Origin of the sequence: Streptomyces sp. TSRI0281 (genome assembly GCF_001905125.1) — a bacterium.
Taxonomy (GTDB): Bacteria; Actinomycetota; Actinomycetes; order Streptomycetales; family Streptomycetaceae; genus Streptomyces.
The window spans coordinates 109,219-124,579 of sequence record NZ_LWLE01000037.1; the positions used below are offsets into that span (position 1 = coordinate 109,219).

Genomic DNA, 15,361 nt, shown 5'->3' on the forward strand with positions numbered 1-15,361 from the left:
ACACCACCACCGACCCCCCGTTCCAGCAGTCCGGCAGGGATCGGAGCCCTCGGAATGACGGGCTGAATTGGCTGGTAGGGGCTCTTCGCCCTTGCCGGCCGGCGCTTCCGGCTTGGACGATTTCCGGTCGCACCCGAACCCGTCGCGGGGGTGAGTGGCCCGCCCCAGGCCGAGACGTGGTGACATGTGATCGAAACCGCCAGCAGCTCTCTATTCGAGTTGCTCTACCACTCATCGGTCCGGTGTCTCGGCTTTACTGGGTAACATCAGCCGCTACAACCCGATTGGCGCACATGAATAGACGAGGATCCCATGTCTCAAAACACACCCAAGTCCGGTCTCACCGCAGACTACGCACAGCGGATCGCCGACGACCTTTCGGCCAACCAGAGTGAGCAGGCACGCGTACGTGCCGAACTGACTCGGCTGCAGGACGAACTTGTCCAGCTGGAGGAAAGCGGGCAGGTCCTGGTGAAGATGCAGCACGTCCTCGGCGGCGTCGCCGCACCGGCCACGAAGACCGGCAAGGGACGGAAAGCCGCCACTGTTGCCGCGCCTGTCCGCCCCAAGCGCAAAGCGAGTGCCCAGAAGGCGCCGCGCAAGGCAAAGCCCGCGACGGGGGAAAGCACCCCTGCAAGGACTTCCGGTGAGCCGACGTGGCGTGAGCTGATCACCGAATACCTCGCCGGGCATCACGAGCCCAAGTCCGCGGCCGAAATCGCCGCGGCCCTGACCGAGGCCAATCCGAAGCGCGATGTGAAGGTGACTGTGGTGCGCAGCACTCTGGAACAGGGTGTCGCGCAGGCACTGCTGGAGCGCTCCAAGCAGGGACGCTCCGTCTTCTACAGCCCGGCCGCCGCCGCGACCCGCGACGAGACCGAAGCTGCGGCCGAGTAACTCGCGGATCGCCGTCGGCAGGGGCATCAGCTGGGTGACGTCGGTGCGTTTTCCGCCGGTCATGGACACCGCGAGCAGGATGGCCCGCCCGTCGACGAGGAAGTGGTGCCCGCTGCCCGGCCATGCGCGGCCGACCGGGCCGGCACCACTTTCGGCCCCGTCGAGCGATCGGGACAGGGGATGAGCCGACCACCGCCCACGAACAGTCAAACTGTCCGGCCGCTCGTTCGAACCGGTCGGCCCGCCGTCGGCCGATGCGGTACGCCTTCTTGAGGCAGCCGGCGGCAGACGTACCGAAGGCCGCTGCGACAGCCACCCCGATCCGGCGTGAGCCTGATGGAAGGGGACGGCAGCGACAGCTACATGTATCTCCGGCATCTCCTGTGCCTGCATGGGGTGTTGCGGGTTGAGGCCTTGCACGTGGATGCCGTCTCTTTCATCTCACCGGCGTGCGGGCGGGGATGCGGTACGGGCGTGGGGCATGCCGTGTCGCTCGCATGTGCCGATGCAACAGAGTTCGGGCCGGACGCACCATGGAAGCGTTAGGGTACGTAGCTCGGGTGGCGCGTGTCGCGGAGGGGGAAGCATGGCATTCCTGGTCGAGTTGCCCGTGTCCGGTACGAGCGAGAATGCGGGATCCGCTCCTCCTGACGCGAACAGCACCGTCAAGGTCCAGATCGACGAGACGGCGGACGGTCTGGTCCAGGTCGCACGTCCCGGACAGGTCGTGGCGCGTGCGACCCGGTCGCTCGACGACATGCTGGCCGGGATCCGGCCGGTCGCGGAGAGCTTCGTGGACGGTTTCCGCGACATGGAACGCCAACCGGACGAGATCGGCGTCGAATTCGGGCTGTCCCTGTCGGCCGAGGCCGACATGGTGATCTCCCGGACGACCGGCCAGGCCAACTTCAAGGTCACGCTCACCTGGCGCAACCAGCCGTCCGGCGACCCCTCTGCGGACGCGACGGGCTGACGGTGTCCGCGTTACCGTCGCGAAGCGCGCGGGGTTCGGGCCCTCAATCCCTGGACGCGGCTGTGCTGCGTGTCTTCGATGCCCGTGGTGAGGCGGTCGGTGTCGGTTTCCTGGTATCCGACACCCTTGCCCTGACCTGTGCGCACGTGGTCTCCGCCGCCCTCGGAACCCATCCCGGCACCGCGCCGGAACCGGGCGCCCGCGTCCGGATCGACCTGCCCCTCGCCCCCACCGCAGCGGGCGACGCCACAGCACACTCGACCGCGGCCATCGAACACTGGGTGCCACCACGGACACCGGGTGCCGAACCCTCCGGCCCCGCCGATGTGGCCGTGCTGCGGCTGGAGACTCCGCTGCCCGGGGCGGGACCGGTCCGGCTGGTGGACGCGGAAGAACTCTGGGACCACCGCGTCCGGGCCTTCGGACTGCCCGCAGGACGTCCGGGCGGAGTCTGGCACGCCGGGATACTCCGGGCCCGACAAGCGGACGGCTGGGTACAGGCAGACCTCGCAGGCAGCGGATATCCGGTGTCCAGGGGGTTCAGCGGCGGACCGGTGTGGGACGACCGGCTGGCCGGAGTGGTCGGCATGATCACCGTCGCCGAATCCGGTCAGCCACCGACCAGTTACCTCATCCCCACGAACGGTCTGCTCGCAGCACATCCCGGGCTCAGCCCCCTCGTCATCCCTCCCTCACCGTTCCGCGGACTCACCGCCTTCCAGGAAGCAGACGCGGCGGTCTTCCACGGCAGACAGGCCGAAAGCAACACAGTGGCCCAAGCCCTCGACCAACAGCGATGGGTCACCATCGTCGGGCCCTCCGGCTCCGGCAAGTCATCCCTCGCCCTGGCCGGCGTCACACCACGACTACGCGCAGAAGGCGCCCTGGTTGGGATCCTGCGTCCCGCAGCCGGAAACAGCCCCCTGTCAGCGCTCGCCGCGGCGCTGCTGCCCCTCCTGGAACCCGACCTGCCCGAGACCGAGCGGCCGGACCGGACCCTGGAACTCGCCGATCTGTTGCGCCGACAGGGTCCGGCGGACGTCGTGGCCCGACTGCTCGAACTCCGGCGCGGCAGCCGACTTCTCATCGTGGTCGACCAGTTCGAGGAGGTCCTCGGCCTTGCACCCGCCTTCGTGGACGAGTTCGCCGACCTGCTCCTGGGCGCCGATCCGCTGCCGGGCACCGTCCGCGTACTGATCACGCTGCGAGCCGACTTCCTCGGACCGGTGCTGGCCCATCCGCGGTTCGGCCCGAGAGTCGGGGGGCACCTGCACGCGCTCGCCCCGCTGGACGCCGGGCGCCTGCGCGAGGTGGTGACCGTACCCGTCGAGTCCGTCCCCGGGGTGTCCTACGAGCCCCATCTCGCCGAGCGCATCGTCACCGACATCGGCCCGGGACCGGGCGAACTGCCGCTCCTCGGCCTCACCCTCGACCTGCTGTGGCAGCGGCAGGAGAGCGGCCTGCTCACCCACCGGGCGTACGAGGAACTCGGCGGCGTCACCGGCGCGCTCGGCAACCACGCCGACCAGGTCTGGGCCGAGCACGTACCACCGGAGGACGAGGAGGCTGCCAGACGGCTGTTCACCCGGCTCGTCCGGGTGCCGACAGGCGCACCCGCACCGACGCGCCGGATGGCGCTCCGCACCGAACTGAACGTCGAGGAGTGGGGCATCGCCCAGCGGCTCGCGGGGACGCGGCTGCTGGTGACCGGTCGCAGTGCCGAGGGCACCGAAACGGTCGAGCTCGCGCACGAGGCACTGATCAGCGAATGGGACAGACTGGCCGACTGGACGACGGGAGACCGGGCGTTCCTGGAGTGGCGGGCCTCGCTCCAACAGGACATGGACGGCTGGGAACGCGCCTCGCACGCAACGCAGTTGCTGCCCACGACCTTGCAACTCGCCCAATCCGAGCAGTGGCTGAGCGAGCGCGGCGACGAACTCACCGACCTCGAACGGCACTACCTGGATGCCGGGCGCGCCCATCGCCGCGCGGGAGTCCGCAGGCGACGGGCCGTGCGGTCGGGCATCAGCCTTGTCGTGCTGCTGGTCCTGGTGGCCCTGTCGCTGTTCTTCGCCGAGCGGCAGGAGAGCCGGGACCGCGCCGCGTCCGCCGCCTCCCGCGCTCTCGCGCTGGCCGCGGAGGACGAGACGAGCACCGATCCGGCGCTCGGCGTCCTGATGGCCCTGGCCGCCCACCGGACCGCTCCGACGCAGGAGGCCCGCAACCAACTTCTGCGCCAGTACCTGCGGTACGAGGGCTACGACCAGGTGCTGTCCGGCATGCTGGGCACGGTCAGGGCCTTCACCACCAGCCGGGACGGCAATGTGGTGCTCGCCGTCTCGCAACTGGGCCGGGCCACGCTGTACGTCGGGGCCACCTCCGGAGCCGTGCACAGCGCACAGGTGCCCTCGACCGGGCAGGTCCTGCACGTCACGGTGTCGGCGGACGGAAAGCGCGTCGCCTCCATCCAGGCGGACGGAAAGGCCGCATGGTTCGAGGTGGACGCAGCCGACGCCGACAGCCCCCTCGGCCCGGTGCAGAGACTGCCCGACGCGCCGGGCATCGGCATCGGCTGGGACGAAGCCGGGGCGCGTTCCGCCATGTCGGCGGACGGCCGGATGCTCGCCGCACGGGTCCGGGACCGTCTGGTGTGGTGGAACCTGGGCAGCTCCACCCTCGCCGGTGATGCGCCCGTTCACATGGACATGTCCACCGCCCTCTGGTTCGGCCCGGAGGGGCGGACACTGCTCACCACGGTCTACGAGGCATCGGGGAAACAGAGCCTGCAGTCCTTCGACATGGCCACCGGCCGCCCCACGGAACTCCTGACCGGCGCGGAGGACATCTACATCTCCGGGGATCACCGGACCGCCGTTGTCTGCCGCCGGGAGGACGAACTGACCGTCATCAGCCGCCACCGGACCTCCGACGGAACCGGCATCGGTCACCCCTACCGTGAGCGGGACAAGAAGTACACCACCGACCTGTGCACGGTGGACGCCGTCGACGTGACGGGCCGGCGCATCGCACTCGGCTGGGGCGAGGGACTGCGCGTCGTGGACATGAACACGAGTGAGACGATCACCGACATGCCCCAGCCGGGATCGTCGATGGACTTCATGGCCTCCCCCGTCCTCCTGGAGTCGCACGGCAAGCTCCTCTACGCGGGCTATCAGGATTCGATGATCGCCTTTGTGCGACTGGCCCCCGGCAAGGTCCTGCCCGAGACCGCGCAGCACCGGCTCACCGCCGACGGGAAGCGGACACTCAGCGTCCTGGAGGACGGCTCCCGGCTGGAACTGCGCCCGGCGGATCAGGAACACAGCGGGCGCGTGGTCGCGCAGGCGCCTCGCGCGAAGCCGTACTGGGCGCCCGAGGAAACCGATGTACTCACCCTCGACCCGGCCGGCAAGCTCGTCGCCGATCGCGAGGGCAAGAACGTGGTGGTCGTCCGGGACGCGTCGACGCTGCGGAAGGCTGCCACCGTGGCCACCCCCGCGCCGCCGGAACGACGGCCGGGCCCCCAGAAGCCCCGCGACCTCGATGTCGGCGGGGCGCTCAGTTGGCGTGGGTCGAAGTACGAGTTCCGCTACTTCTTCGACGACACCGGCCGCCTGATGACCGTCTCCGGCACCGTCGTCCAGCAGTGGGACGCGCGTACGGGCCGGCAGCTCGCCCGCTTCGATGTCGGCGCCCTGCGGCCGGACGGCGCCCCCGACGCGCCCGTGACGGTCGGCCCGTACCCGGCCCGGAACAAGATCTCCGTGATCGTTCAGGGGCAGCCCGGCATCCGCGTCGTCGACATCACGGACGGACGGACCACGGACCGGATCAGTACCGATGGCGACGTCCTCTCCGTCCAGTTCGACCGCAGCGGCAGGAACTTCGCGATCATGCACCGAGACACGGGTCTGGAGGTGTGGCAGCGGGACGATCCGCCGCACAGGGCGCTCGGCCCGCTGAGCACCGTCGGTGACGACAGGACCCCGTACCGCGCCGTCTTCCTCGATGACGGCCGCTACCTGATCGCCGCCGACAACGCCGTACGGATCTACCGGATCGGGGAACGGGGCTACGACGAGTCGTACACGTTCGGCGACTCGCCCTACGAGTCGCAGGAGTACTCGTTCCCGGACGTGTCGGAGGACGGGCGCACCGTGATCCAGAGTGCTCGCGGCGACGCGGGAAGGGCCCTGGTTCTCGACCCGGACGTGTGGAGAGAGGAGCTGTGCCGCATCGTCGGCCGGCGCACGTTCACGGCCGGCGAACTCGACGCCCTCCCGGCGGAGACGAAAGCACAGCAGTTGTGCCCGTAACCCGGAGGCTGTCCGACGGACGCTGACGGTATTGGTGCCCGAGCGAAGGGGGACGCATGGCGTATCCGGTCGAACTTCCCGTGTCCGGAGCCGGTGGGGCGGCGGGCCCCACACCCCAGGACCGGACGGAAACGGTCCAGGTGAAGATCGAGGAGGCGCCCGACGGCCCCGACGAGGTCGGCGTCGACTTCGGCCTTGCCCTGTCGGCCGAGGCCGACGGGGTGATCTCCCGGTCCACGGGTCAGGCCGACCACACGGTGCCTCCGGCGTGGCGTCGGCCGTCGGAAGGGGCAGCCGAGTGACGCCGTCGGAGGGGCCGGACCGGCAGTCGGCGGGCATCGGACCGAGGGCGCTGGACAGGGCGCTGCTGCGTGTCCTCGATGGCCGTGGTGAGGCGGTCGGTGTCGGTTTCCTGGTATCCGACACCCTTGCCCTGACCTGTGCGCACGTGGTCTCCGCCGCCCTCGGAACCCATCCCGGCACCGCGCCGGAACCGGGCGCCCGCGTCCGGATCGACCTGCCCCTCGCCCCCACCGCAGCGGGCAGCACCACAGCACACTCGACCGCGGCCATCGAACACTGGGTGCCACCACGGACACCGGGTGCCGAACCCTCCGGCCCCGCCGACGTCGCGGTACTGCGGCTGGAGACTCCACTGCCCGGGGCGGGACCGGTCCGGCTGGTGGACGCGGAAGAACTCTGGGACCACCGCGTCCGGGCCTTCGGACTGCCCGCAGGACGTCCGGGCGGAGTCTGGCACGCCGGGATACTCCGGGCCCGACAAGCGGACGGCTGGGTACAGGCAGACCTCGCAGGCAGCGGATATCCGGTGTCCAGGGGGTTCAGCGGCGGACCGGTGTGGGACGACCGGCTCGCCGGAGTGGTCGGCATGATCACCGTCGCCGAATCCGGTCAGCCACCGACCAGTTACCTCATCCCGACAAGCAGTCTGCTCACGGCCCATCCCGAAGTGGGCCCTCTCGTACACCCCCCTTCACCGTTCCGCGGACTCACAGCCTTCCTGGAAGCAGACGCGGCGGTCTTCCACGGCAGACAGGCCGAAAGCAACACAGTGGCCCAAGCCCTCCACGAACAGCGATGGGTCACCATCGTCGGGCCCTCCGGCTCCGGCAAGTCATCCCTCGCCCTGGCCGGCGTCACACCACGACTACGCACAGAAGGCGCAGCCGTGGTCGTCGTGCGGCCCGCGTCCGGAAGCAGCCCCATGGCAGCCCTGGCCGCCGCGCTGCTGCCGCTCCTGGAACCCGACCTGCCCGAGACCCGTCGGCTGGCTCGGATACCCCAACTGTGCGACGTACTGAGGCAACAGGGCCTGTCCGAGACGGCAGCACGGTTGCTCGAAGTCCGGAGCGGCAGCCGACTCCTCATCGTGGTCGACCAGTTGGAGGAACTGCTCCAGCAGCCGCCGGACGCCGTGAACGAACTGGCCGACGTGCTGTTCGACCCTCCCACCCTGCCGCCCGCCGTCCGGGTGCTGGCCACCTTGCGCGCGGACTTCCTGGAACCCGTCCTCGCCCACCCTCGCCTCGGACCCGTCGTCGGCCGGCACCTCCTCGCGCTCGCACCGCTGGGCGAGGACGGGCTGCGCGACATCGTGACCGGACCTGTCGACAACCTCCCCGGGGTGTCCTACGAGCGCCACCTCGCCGAACGCATCCTCACCGAAACCGGAACCGAACCAGGCGCACTGCCACTCCTCGCCCTCACCCTCGACCTGCTGTGGCGGCGGCAGGAGGACGGCGTTCTCACCCACCGGGCGTACGAGGAACTCGGCGGCGTCAGCGGCGCGCTCGGCAACCACGCCGACCGGGTCTGGGCCGAGCACGTACCACCGGAGGACGAGGAAACGGCCCGTCGGCTGTTCACCCAGCTCGTCCGGCTGCCGCTCGGCGCCGCGGTGGCGACGCGGCGCCTCGCGCGGCGTGGCGACCTCAGCGAGGATCAGTGGCGCATCGCCCAGCGGCTCGCCACACACACCCGGCTCCTTGTGACCGACCGCAGCGCCGAGGGCACGGAGACGGTGGAGCTCACGCACGAGGCGCTGATCGGCGCATGGGGAAAGCTGGCCGCGTGGGTGGCCGAGGACCGCTCGTTCCTCGGGTGGCGGGAGTCCGTACGGCACGAGATGGACCGCTGGCAGCAGACCGAGCACTCCCCCGCACACCTGCCGACCACCGCCGCGATGGCCGGCACCGAGCGCTGGCTGCCGGACCGGGACGCGGCGCTGAGCGAGGCCGAGCGGAACTACCTGGCGGCCGGACGGGCCCACCGCCGCACCCGAGCCCGCCGTCGCAGGGCCCTGTTCTCGGGGCTGGCCACGGCCGTGGCGTTCGCCCTGGTGATCGGCATGCTCTTCGTCGCGGAACGCCGGAACAGCCAGGAGCGCGCAGCCCTCGGCGCCTCACGTGCCCTCGCCCGGACCGCGCAGGAGTCGACGGTCACCGATCCCGCTCGCGCCGCTCTGCTCTCCCTCGCCGCGTACGAAACGGCCCCGACCCAGGAGGCCGAGAACGAGTTGCTGCGGCAGTACCTCCACAACACGAACTACGACCGGGTGCTCTCCGGCAGCCTCGGGGAGAACGTCTTCGACAAGAGCCGGGACGGCAATGTGGTCCTCGCGGGGTCCAGGCGCTCCGGGGCCACCCTGTTCGTGCAGGCGCTGACCGGGCGGGTGCGCAGCGTGCGGGTGCCTTCCAGCGACGAGGTCCAGTACGTCATGGTGTCGGCCGACGGGAAGCGCGCCGCGTACTTCCAGCAGGACGGGAAGGCCGCCTGGTTCGAAGTGCGGGCCGACGCGGAGCAGCCCGCGGGCCCGCTGCACAGACTGCCCGACGCCCCTGGCAGCGGCACGGACTGGAGCGGCACGGTCACCCCCTCCATGTCGCTAGACGGCAGGATGATCGTCGCCCACGTCCACAAGCGGATCGCGTGGTGGAACCTGGACAGCGGCCCCCACGGCGCCCTCGCCGGAAACCTCCCGGCGCCCAAGGGCCTCGAATTCAGGCTGTGGCCGGCCGCCGACAACCGGACGCTGCTGGTACCCGTGTACAAGCGGTTCCGTGCGTTCGGGCAGGGGGAGAAAGCCAGTCTGCTCGCCCTCGACCTCATCACCGGCAAAGGCCGGATGCTGGTCCGGGCCGACGCGGACCAGATCCGGCTCTCCGGCGACCGGACCACGGCGATCCTGTGTCAGGTGCGGGGAGGGACCGCCGAGGTGACCGTCCACCGGACCCGGGACGGCGCCCTGCGGGGACGCACCTACCGGGAGAAGAACAAGGACTTCGCATCGGACGCGTGCATGGTGCAGGCCGTCGACGGCACCGGGCGCCGGGTCGCCATCAACTCGTCCAAGGGCCTCACCGTCGTGGACATGCACAGCGGCGAGGTCATCTCCCGCAATGCCCTGCCTGCCGGGGCCTCCACGACGGCCAAGAGCAGCCCGATGCTCGTGGAGTCGGGCGGCAAGCTCTACTACGTCCGCCACGACACGTCGCTGATCGGCTTCGTCCAGCTGCGCCCCGGCTACTGGTTCGCCGATGTCAGCCAGCAGTTGCTCACTCACGACGGCAAGTACACGATCAGCGTCCTGGCGGACGGCTCCCGCATGCAGGTGCACCACGCGCGGAAGACCAGCGACCGCGTGCTCGCCGAGGCACCGCGCCGCAAGCCCTACTGGGTGCCGGACCGCAGTGAGTCGATCGCCCTCGACCGCGGCGGACGACTCGTCGCTGACCACGAGGGCAGGAACATCGTCACGGTCCGCGATGCCACGACGCTGCGCCGGACAGTGACCGTGACCACCGCCGAACCACCGCCGAAGCCAGTCACACCGCCGTCGCTCGGGGACATCGGACTCGGCGGGAACGGCGACGACGAGAAGCCGCAGTGGGAATTCACCTACTTCTTCGACCACAGCGGAAAACTGATCACTGTCGCGGGGAACGTCGTGGAGCAGTGGGACGCGCGTACCGGCGAGCGGCTCGCCCGGTTCGACGCTTCAGCGGTCCGCTCCCGATTCGGAGGTGACAAGGGCGCGGTGATGATGATCGGCGCCTATCCCGCGCCGAACCGGATCACCGTGATGGTCATGAACCGGCCCGGGATCCACATCGTCGACATCACCACCGGACGCACGACCGACACGGTGAAGACCGGCGACGACATTCTCGCCGCCCATTTCGACAGCAGCGGCAAGTACTTCGCGATTCTGCGCCGGGGCTCGGTGTTCGAGCTGTGGCGGCGCGGCAACCCCCCGCGCAAGGAGATCGGTCCGCTGCGCAGCATCGCGGAGTCGTCGTCCAGGCCGTACGCCGCAGGCTTCCTGGAGGGTGACGGACGCTATCTCATCGCCGCGAACAATGCCGTACGGATCTACCGGATCGGCGAGCGCGGCTACGAGGCCTTCTACTCGTTCAACGGCCCGCGCGGCAGCACGCTGGACGGGGAGCACGCGTTCATGGGCGCCTCCACAGACGGCAGAACAGTGATCCACATCGGCCCGGACGGCAGTGGCGGCCCGCTGTATCTGAGCCCGGGGCGGTGGTACGGCGAGCTGTGCGACATCATCGGCCACCGGGAGCTCACGCCCGAGGAACTGGACGTCCTCCCCGAGGAGCCGAGCACGCGGAAACCGTGTGCCGAGGACGAGTGAGGCCCGCCGCCCGCCGGGGCGGGAGCGGGATCGGGATCGGGATCGGGATCGGGAAGAACCTGCGGGACACAGCGACCTGTCGGCGGCGGGGAGAACGATCTCCGGCGGGCGTGGAGTGCGGCGGCGCGGGCACCCCCGCATAGGCTGACCGTCTCATCCGAGGCACCGCGACGAGGATCAACCATGCGCAGCAGCACCAGAATCCGCCTGATAGAGCCCACGGACGCCGCAACGATCGCCGCGCATCGGGTGCGGGACGTCGAGGCTTTCCGGCCGTGGGAACCGGCCCAGCCGGCCGACTTCTTCACCCCGGAGGGCCAGGCGGAGCGAATCGACAGCCTGCTGGCCGGATACCGGGCCGGCACGGTCTGGCCGGGTGTGGTGCTCGCCGACGACCGGGTGATCGGGCAGGTCACCGTCGGAGGCATCCTGCCGCAGCCGCACCTGCGTCGCGGCTCCGTCGGATACTGGATCGCCGGCGTCGCCCAGAATCAGGGGCATGCCGGGCACGCTGTCGGGCTTGTACTCCGGGTGATGACGGACGAACTCGGGTTGCACCGCGCCGAGGCGTCCACCAATCTGGAGAATCTGCCGTCGCAGCGGGTGCTGCGCCGCAACGGGTTCAGCCCGTACGGCGTCGCGCACTCCTCGATCCTTCTCGACGGGAGCTGGCGGGACGGGCTGCTGTGGGAGCGGATCCTCGGCGACTGAGGTCGCGCAGAGGACCAACGTGTAGCTTCCGGCCGGGCGTTCGTCGGGCCGGGATGAGTGAGGCAACGGTCCGCAAGGGTGTCGACGACAAGCAAGGCAGGGATTTTGCGAAGGCGGATGCGGGCGATGGTCGACGGCGCTGGGATGCTGCCCGATGAGCGGCTGGCTGCCTACAGCGCCGTTTCCACGTCCCTGGCCCTGCACAGTGATCGAGGACTGGGCGAGCTTGTGGACGCTGCCGCACCACTCGGTTCCGGTATCGGCGGGAGGTCGGCGCTGCTGGACGTCGCAGGTACGCCGGTCTTCGTGAAGCGGGTCCCCCTGACCGAGGTGGAGCTTCGGCCCGAGCATGTTCGGTCCACGGCGAACGTGTTCGGGCTGCCACTCTTCTGTCAGTACGGCGTCGGCGGACCCGGCTTCGGGGCGTGGCGGGAGGCTGCCGTCCACACGATGACCACCAACTGGGTGCTCTCGGGGCAGCATCAGGGGTTTCCACTGATGTATCACTGGCGGGTTCTGCCGGACACGGCCCCGGCTCTTCCGGAGGAGCTCGCCGATGTGGATCGGGCCGTGTCCTATTGGGGAGGCGGGGCGGAGGTACGTCGCCGTATCGAGGCCCTCGCGGAATCCCCGGCGAGCCTCGTGCTGTTCCTGGAGTACATTCCGCAGACGCTGCACGCATGGCTCACCGAGCAGATGCGGGCCGGTGACGAGGCGGCCGACCGGGCTTGTGTCCTGGTGGAGAGGGGACTGGAGGCCGGTACCTCTTTCATGAACGACCGCGGTCTCCTGCACTTCGATGCCCACTTCGAGAACATCCTGACCGACGGCCGACGCCTCTACTTCGCCGACTACGGACTCGCTCTGTCGTCCCGCTTCGACATGACCCCCGCAGAGGCCGATTTCTTCGAGAGACACCGAACGCACGACCGCGCCTACACGCTCAGCTACTTGGTGAACTGGCTGATCACGGGGGTGTACGGGTACGGGCGGGATGAACGGGTGGCACTGATTCACGCGTGTGCCGAAGGGGCCCGGCCGCCTGCGGGTCCACCGGAGGTCACGGGAGCCCTTGCGCGGCACGCACCGATTGCGGCAGTCGTGACGGACTTCTACTTGAGGCTGCAGCACGAGAGTCGGGAGACCGCGTACCCGCTGGCGGCAATCCGCCGGGTCTTCGCGTCGCGTTACAGCTGAGCGTCCCCGAATGCCGCGAGCGGGGGCCAGGAGTGTCGTCAGCCAAGCGTGTTGCGAAAGTGCGGCGGCGGACGTGGCGCAGTACTCCTGGAGATATGGAAGCACGTTCGTTCTCACTTGGAGTCGTCGATGGCCGTTCGCCGTGTGGTGCCCAACATCCAGTCGGAGGCCGCGCAGGAGAGCCGGGAGTTCTATGGCCTGCTGGGCTTCGAGGAGGTCATGAACCACGGCTGGATCATGACGCTCGCGTCCCCGTCCACCCCGGCAGCGCAGATCAGCGTCATGACCAGTGACAAGACCGCGCCTGTCACCCCCGACATGAGCATCGAGGTGGACGACGTGGATGCGGCTTATGCGGTCATGCGGGAGAGCGGCGCAGAGATCGTGCACCCCTTGCAGGATGAGGAGTGGGGCGTACGGCGGTTCTTCGTCCGCGACCCCGGCGGACGGGTGGTCAACGTGCTGGGCCACCGCTGACGGCCTCTCCCGATTCTTGCGGAAGGTGTACGCCTTGTCGGCCCGCACCCGGTTCGGCCGGGTGCGGGATGGTCAGTCGGTGGCCGTTCGGGATACGCCGACGGGGAGCGGTGCCGATCCATGCTTCCCTCACCGATTCTCATCAGCCGGTCCCCCACAACGGCCTCTTCGGGTTGGAGCCCAGTACTTCCCCGGTTCCGGTTCCCTCTCTGGCGGCGTCAACCTGGTGGTACTGGACCTGCGCCGAGCCCGCTGGGACGGCGATAGGCGTATGGATCCGATCGCCTGATGAGGCGTCCGACACCACAACGTATCCACGACCCCGCAGGTGGGCCTGGCGCCGCTGCTGCTTCAGGCGACCATGGCGGCGATGCCTCCGGCGAGCAGGCCCACGACGACGATGAGTGGACTGCCTTTGAGGGCGGCGCCGAGGTGGAATCGCAGGTCGCCGTACTCCGCCATGTCCTCGGTGCCGGGAAGGAGCAGCAGGCGGGGGCGCAGCCCCGCGAGGATGATCCAGTCGAGGACGACCAGGTCCCAGACAGTCAACGTGGTGAAGACGAGGGCCGCGCAGACAGCCGCGGGCAGGAACTCCAGGCCGTCGTCCAGCGCACCGTCGAGGCCCATCATCGCCGCGATCATCAGCGGAAGGCCGCAGACGGCCCAGATGAACACGCCGAAGAGCGTCGCTACCCGGTGGCCGCGAGCGCTCTTGGGCCGGCCGTACCGGCGCTGGATCGCGGGCGGATAGTCGTTCAGCAGAAAGTCCCTGCTCATGGCCGCTCCGGCGAACACCGCGGCGGTGAACAGCACACTGAGCGCCAGCCCGTAGCCGAGGCCGTACCCAAGGACCGGCGACCACGGCATGTCAACCTCCCGAAGCATCCCCACATTTCAGTAAGGCTGACCTAACTCCCTATCGCCCTTAAAGTCAACGCACTGTGAAGTTCAAAGGTCGTTACGATGCCGGCGTGGCAACAACAGATGGCGTCGGGCCGGTCGCGGCACCCCGGGGCGAGCGTGCGGCCGGCGGCCGGAGACGCCCGGAGTTCCGCAAGGGCCGGCCCACTCTGACCAGGGAGAGGATCGCCCGTGCGGCCCTGGAGATCCTGGGTGAGGCGGGCCCGGCGGAGCTGACGATGCGCGCCGTCGGTGCGCGCCTCGACGTATCGCCGCGGGCGCTCTACAACTACGTGGCCGATCGGCGCGATCTGCTCGGGGAGGTCGTGGCCCTCTGCCAGAGGGACCGGCCACACCCCCGGCTGGACGCCGACCGCTGGCAGGAGAGCTTGCGGACCTACTGCCGGGAACTGCGTGCCTGGTACCGCGGGCACCCGGGAATGCTGGCGCTCGCCCGCGCCGAGGACCTGACCCCGTTCGCGTCCGCCGATCTGCTGCGGCCCGACGACATCCTCGTGGGGTTCTTCCTCGACCTCGGCCTGTCTCCGCAGAACGCTTCCCGGGCCTGGTCGATCACCATCCTTCAGGTCTCCGGGTTCGCAGAGATCTGGGACGCCTGGCACGACCGGCCGCCGCCCGGTTCGGACCCGGCCGGATGGACCGGCGTGCCACCGAACCCGGCACCCGGAGAACTCCCGCACCTGCGACGGGTCGCAGCCGAATCCGAGAGTGAGCCCCCGGACGTCCTGTTCGAATCGGTCCTGACCATGCTCATCGCGGGAGTGGAAACCATGATGTGAGCGTCGCGGCCGACGGTGCGCTCGAATGCTCACGACGACGTCCACCAGCTCGGGGTGCCTCGCAAGGGCGCCGCAGCTCGGACCGTCAGTTCCGCCCCGGACAACGCGCTTCCGCCCGCGCTGACTTGGCGGCGAAGGGCCCTGACACGAACGTGTCCGGGAAACCGATTGCTTGATCCCGGCCCAGTGGACCGGGATCAAGGCCGTTCTCGTCAGGGCGGGATGGGACCGACCGGATTCGAACCGGTGTCCTCCTCCATGCGGTAGAGGCGCGACGGCCACTGCGCTACAGCCCCACCCCGCCCATGATCTTACAGACCACCCACTGCGCATCCCGGCGACCGGACCACTGAAGGCCGCACACGAGAGTGCGCACCGTGAACGGTCGGATTGATCAGCGGGCACCACTGCTCCT

Annotated in this window: 10 protein-coding genes and 1 tRNA gene; 9 read left to right on the top strand and 2 right to left on the bottom strand. The window is 69.6% G+C overall.

Translation table 11 applies throughout. The annotated features are described in order from the left end of the window. Positions 1 to 312: 312 nt before the first annotated feature. The 8 genes from A6A29_RS39450 to A6A29_RS39485 all read left to right on the top strand — a co-directional run bounded on the left by A6A29_RS39450 (position 313) and on the right by A6A29_RS39485 (position 13,246). Positions 313 to 897: a hypothetical protein gene (locus tag A6A29_RS39450; RefSeq protein WP_073728335.1), complete on the top strand. Its 585-nt coding sequence runs from the start codon at positions 313 to 315 to the stop codon at positions 895 to 897. Positions 898 to 1,483: 586 nt separating this feature from the next. Beyond that, positions 1,484 to 1,870, top strand: coding sequence for a CU044_2847 family protein (locus tag A6A29_RS39455; protein ID WP_241838817.1), 387 nt, complete (start codon positions 1,484 to 1,486; stop codon positions 1,868 to 1,870). Between the two features lie 62 nt (positions 1,871 to 1,932). Continuing rightward, the gene (locus tag A6A29_RS39460; protein ID WP_073728337.1) at positions 1,933 to 6,189 is read left to right on the top strand and encodes a S1 family peptidase; all 4,257 of its coding nucleotides are present in this window, start codon (positions 1,933 to 1,935) and stop codon (positions 6,187 to 6,189) included. 56 nt (positions 6,190 to 6,245) lie between these two features. Then, complete coding sequence (locus A6A29_RS45615; protein WP_073728339.1) at positions 6,246 to 6,491, top strand: CU044_2847 family protein; 246 nt, start codon at positions 6,246 to 6,248, stop codon at positions 6,489 to 6,491. After that, the gene (locus tag A6A29_RS39470) at positions 6,488 to 10,861 is read left to right on the top strand and encodes an nSTAND1 domain-containing NTPase (protein ID WP_073728341.1); all 4,374 of its coding nucleotides are present in this window, start codon (positions 6,488 to 6,490) and stop codon (positions 10,859 to 10,861) included. Before A6A29_RS45615 ends, A6A29_RS39470 begins: the two co-directional genes overlap by 4 nt. Positions 10,862 to 11,044: 183 nt before the next feature. After that, positions 11,045 to 11,572, top strand: coding sequence for a GNAT family N-acetyltransferase (locus tag A6A29_RS39475; protein WP_073728343.1), 528 nt, complete (start codon positions 11,045 to 11,047; stop codon positions 11,570 to 11,572). A 126-nt stretch (positions 11,573 to 11,698) separates the two neighbouring features. Beyond that, complete coding sequence (locus tag A6A29_RS39480) at positions 11,699 to 12,769, top strand: protein kinase family protein (RefSeq protein ID WP_241838818.1); 1,071 nt, start codon at positions 11,699 to 11,701, stop codon at positions 12,767 to 12,769. 129 nt (positions 12,770 to 12,898) lie between these two features. Then, a complete protein-coding gene (locus A6A29_RS39485) occupies positions 12,899 to 13,246 on the top strand; it encodes a VOC family protein (protein WP_073728883.1) in 348 nt (115 codons plus the stop codon). A 351-nt stretch (positions 13,247 to 13,597) separates the two neighbouring features. Here A6A29_RS39485 and A6A29_RS39490 read toward each other — a convergent pair whose 3' ends face one another. Next, on the bottom strand, positions 13,598 to 14,113 hold the full coding sequence (locus A6A29_RS39490) for a hypothetical protein (RefSeq protein WP_073728345.1): 516 nt from the start codon (positions 14,111 to 14,113) through the stop codon (positions 13,598 to 13,600). A 104-nt stretch (positions 14,114 to 14,217) separates the two neighbouring features. Here A6A29_RS39490 and A6A29_RS45620 point away from each other — a divergent pair, with 104 nt between their 5' ends. After that, a complete protein-coding gene (locus tag A6A29_RS45620) occupies positions 14,218 to 14,946 on the top strand; it encodes a TetR/AcrR family transcriptional regulator (protein WP_073728347.1) in 729 nt (242 codons plus the stop codon). A 223-nt stretch (positions 14,947 to 15,169) separates the two neighbouring features. On the opposite strand, the gene A6A29_RS39500 is transcribed toward A6A29_RS45620, so the two are convergent. Continuing rightward, positions 15,170 to 15,242: transfer RNA gene (locus A6A29_RS39500), tRNA-Ala, on the bottom strand. Positions 15,243 to 15,361 lie beyond the last annotated feature (119 nt).

What these genes read in the sequence shown, in the direction of transcription:
- A6A29_RS39450 (WP_073728335.1), top strand. Translation starts at nt 313, where the DNA reads ATGTCTCAAAACACACCCAAGTCCGGTCTCACCGCAGACTACGCACAG.
- A6A29_RS39475 (WP_073728343.1), top strand. Translation starts at nt 11,045, where the DNA reads ATGCGCAGCAGCACCAGAATCCGCCTGATAGAGCCCACGGACGCCGCA.
- A6A29_RS39490 (WP_073728345.1), bottom strand. Translation starts at nt 14,113, where the DNA reads ATGCCGTGGTCGCCGGTCCTTGGGTACGGCCTCGGCTACGGGCTGGCG.
- A6A29_RS45615 (WP_073728339.1), top strand. Translation starts at nt 6,246, where the DNA reads ATGGCGTATCCGGTCGAACTTCCCGTGTCCGGAGCCGGTGGGGCGGCG.
- A6A29_RS39480 (WP_241838818.1), top strand. Translation starts at nt 11,699, where the DNA reads ATGGTCGACGGCGCTGGGATGCTGCCCGATGAGCGGCTGGCTGCCTAC.
- A6A29_RS39455 (WP_241838817.1), top strand. Translation starts at nt 1,484, where the DNA reads ATGGCATTCCTGGTCGAGTTGCCCGTGTCCGGTACGAGCGAGAATGCG.
- A6A29_RS39485 (WP_073728883.1), top strand. Translation starts at nt 12,899, where the DNA reads ATGGCCGTTCGCCGTGTGGTGCCCAACATCCAGTCGGAGGCCGCGCAG.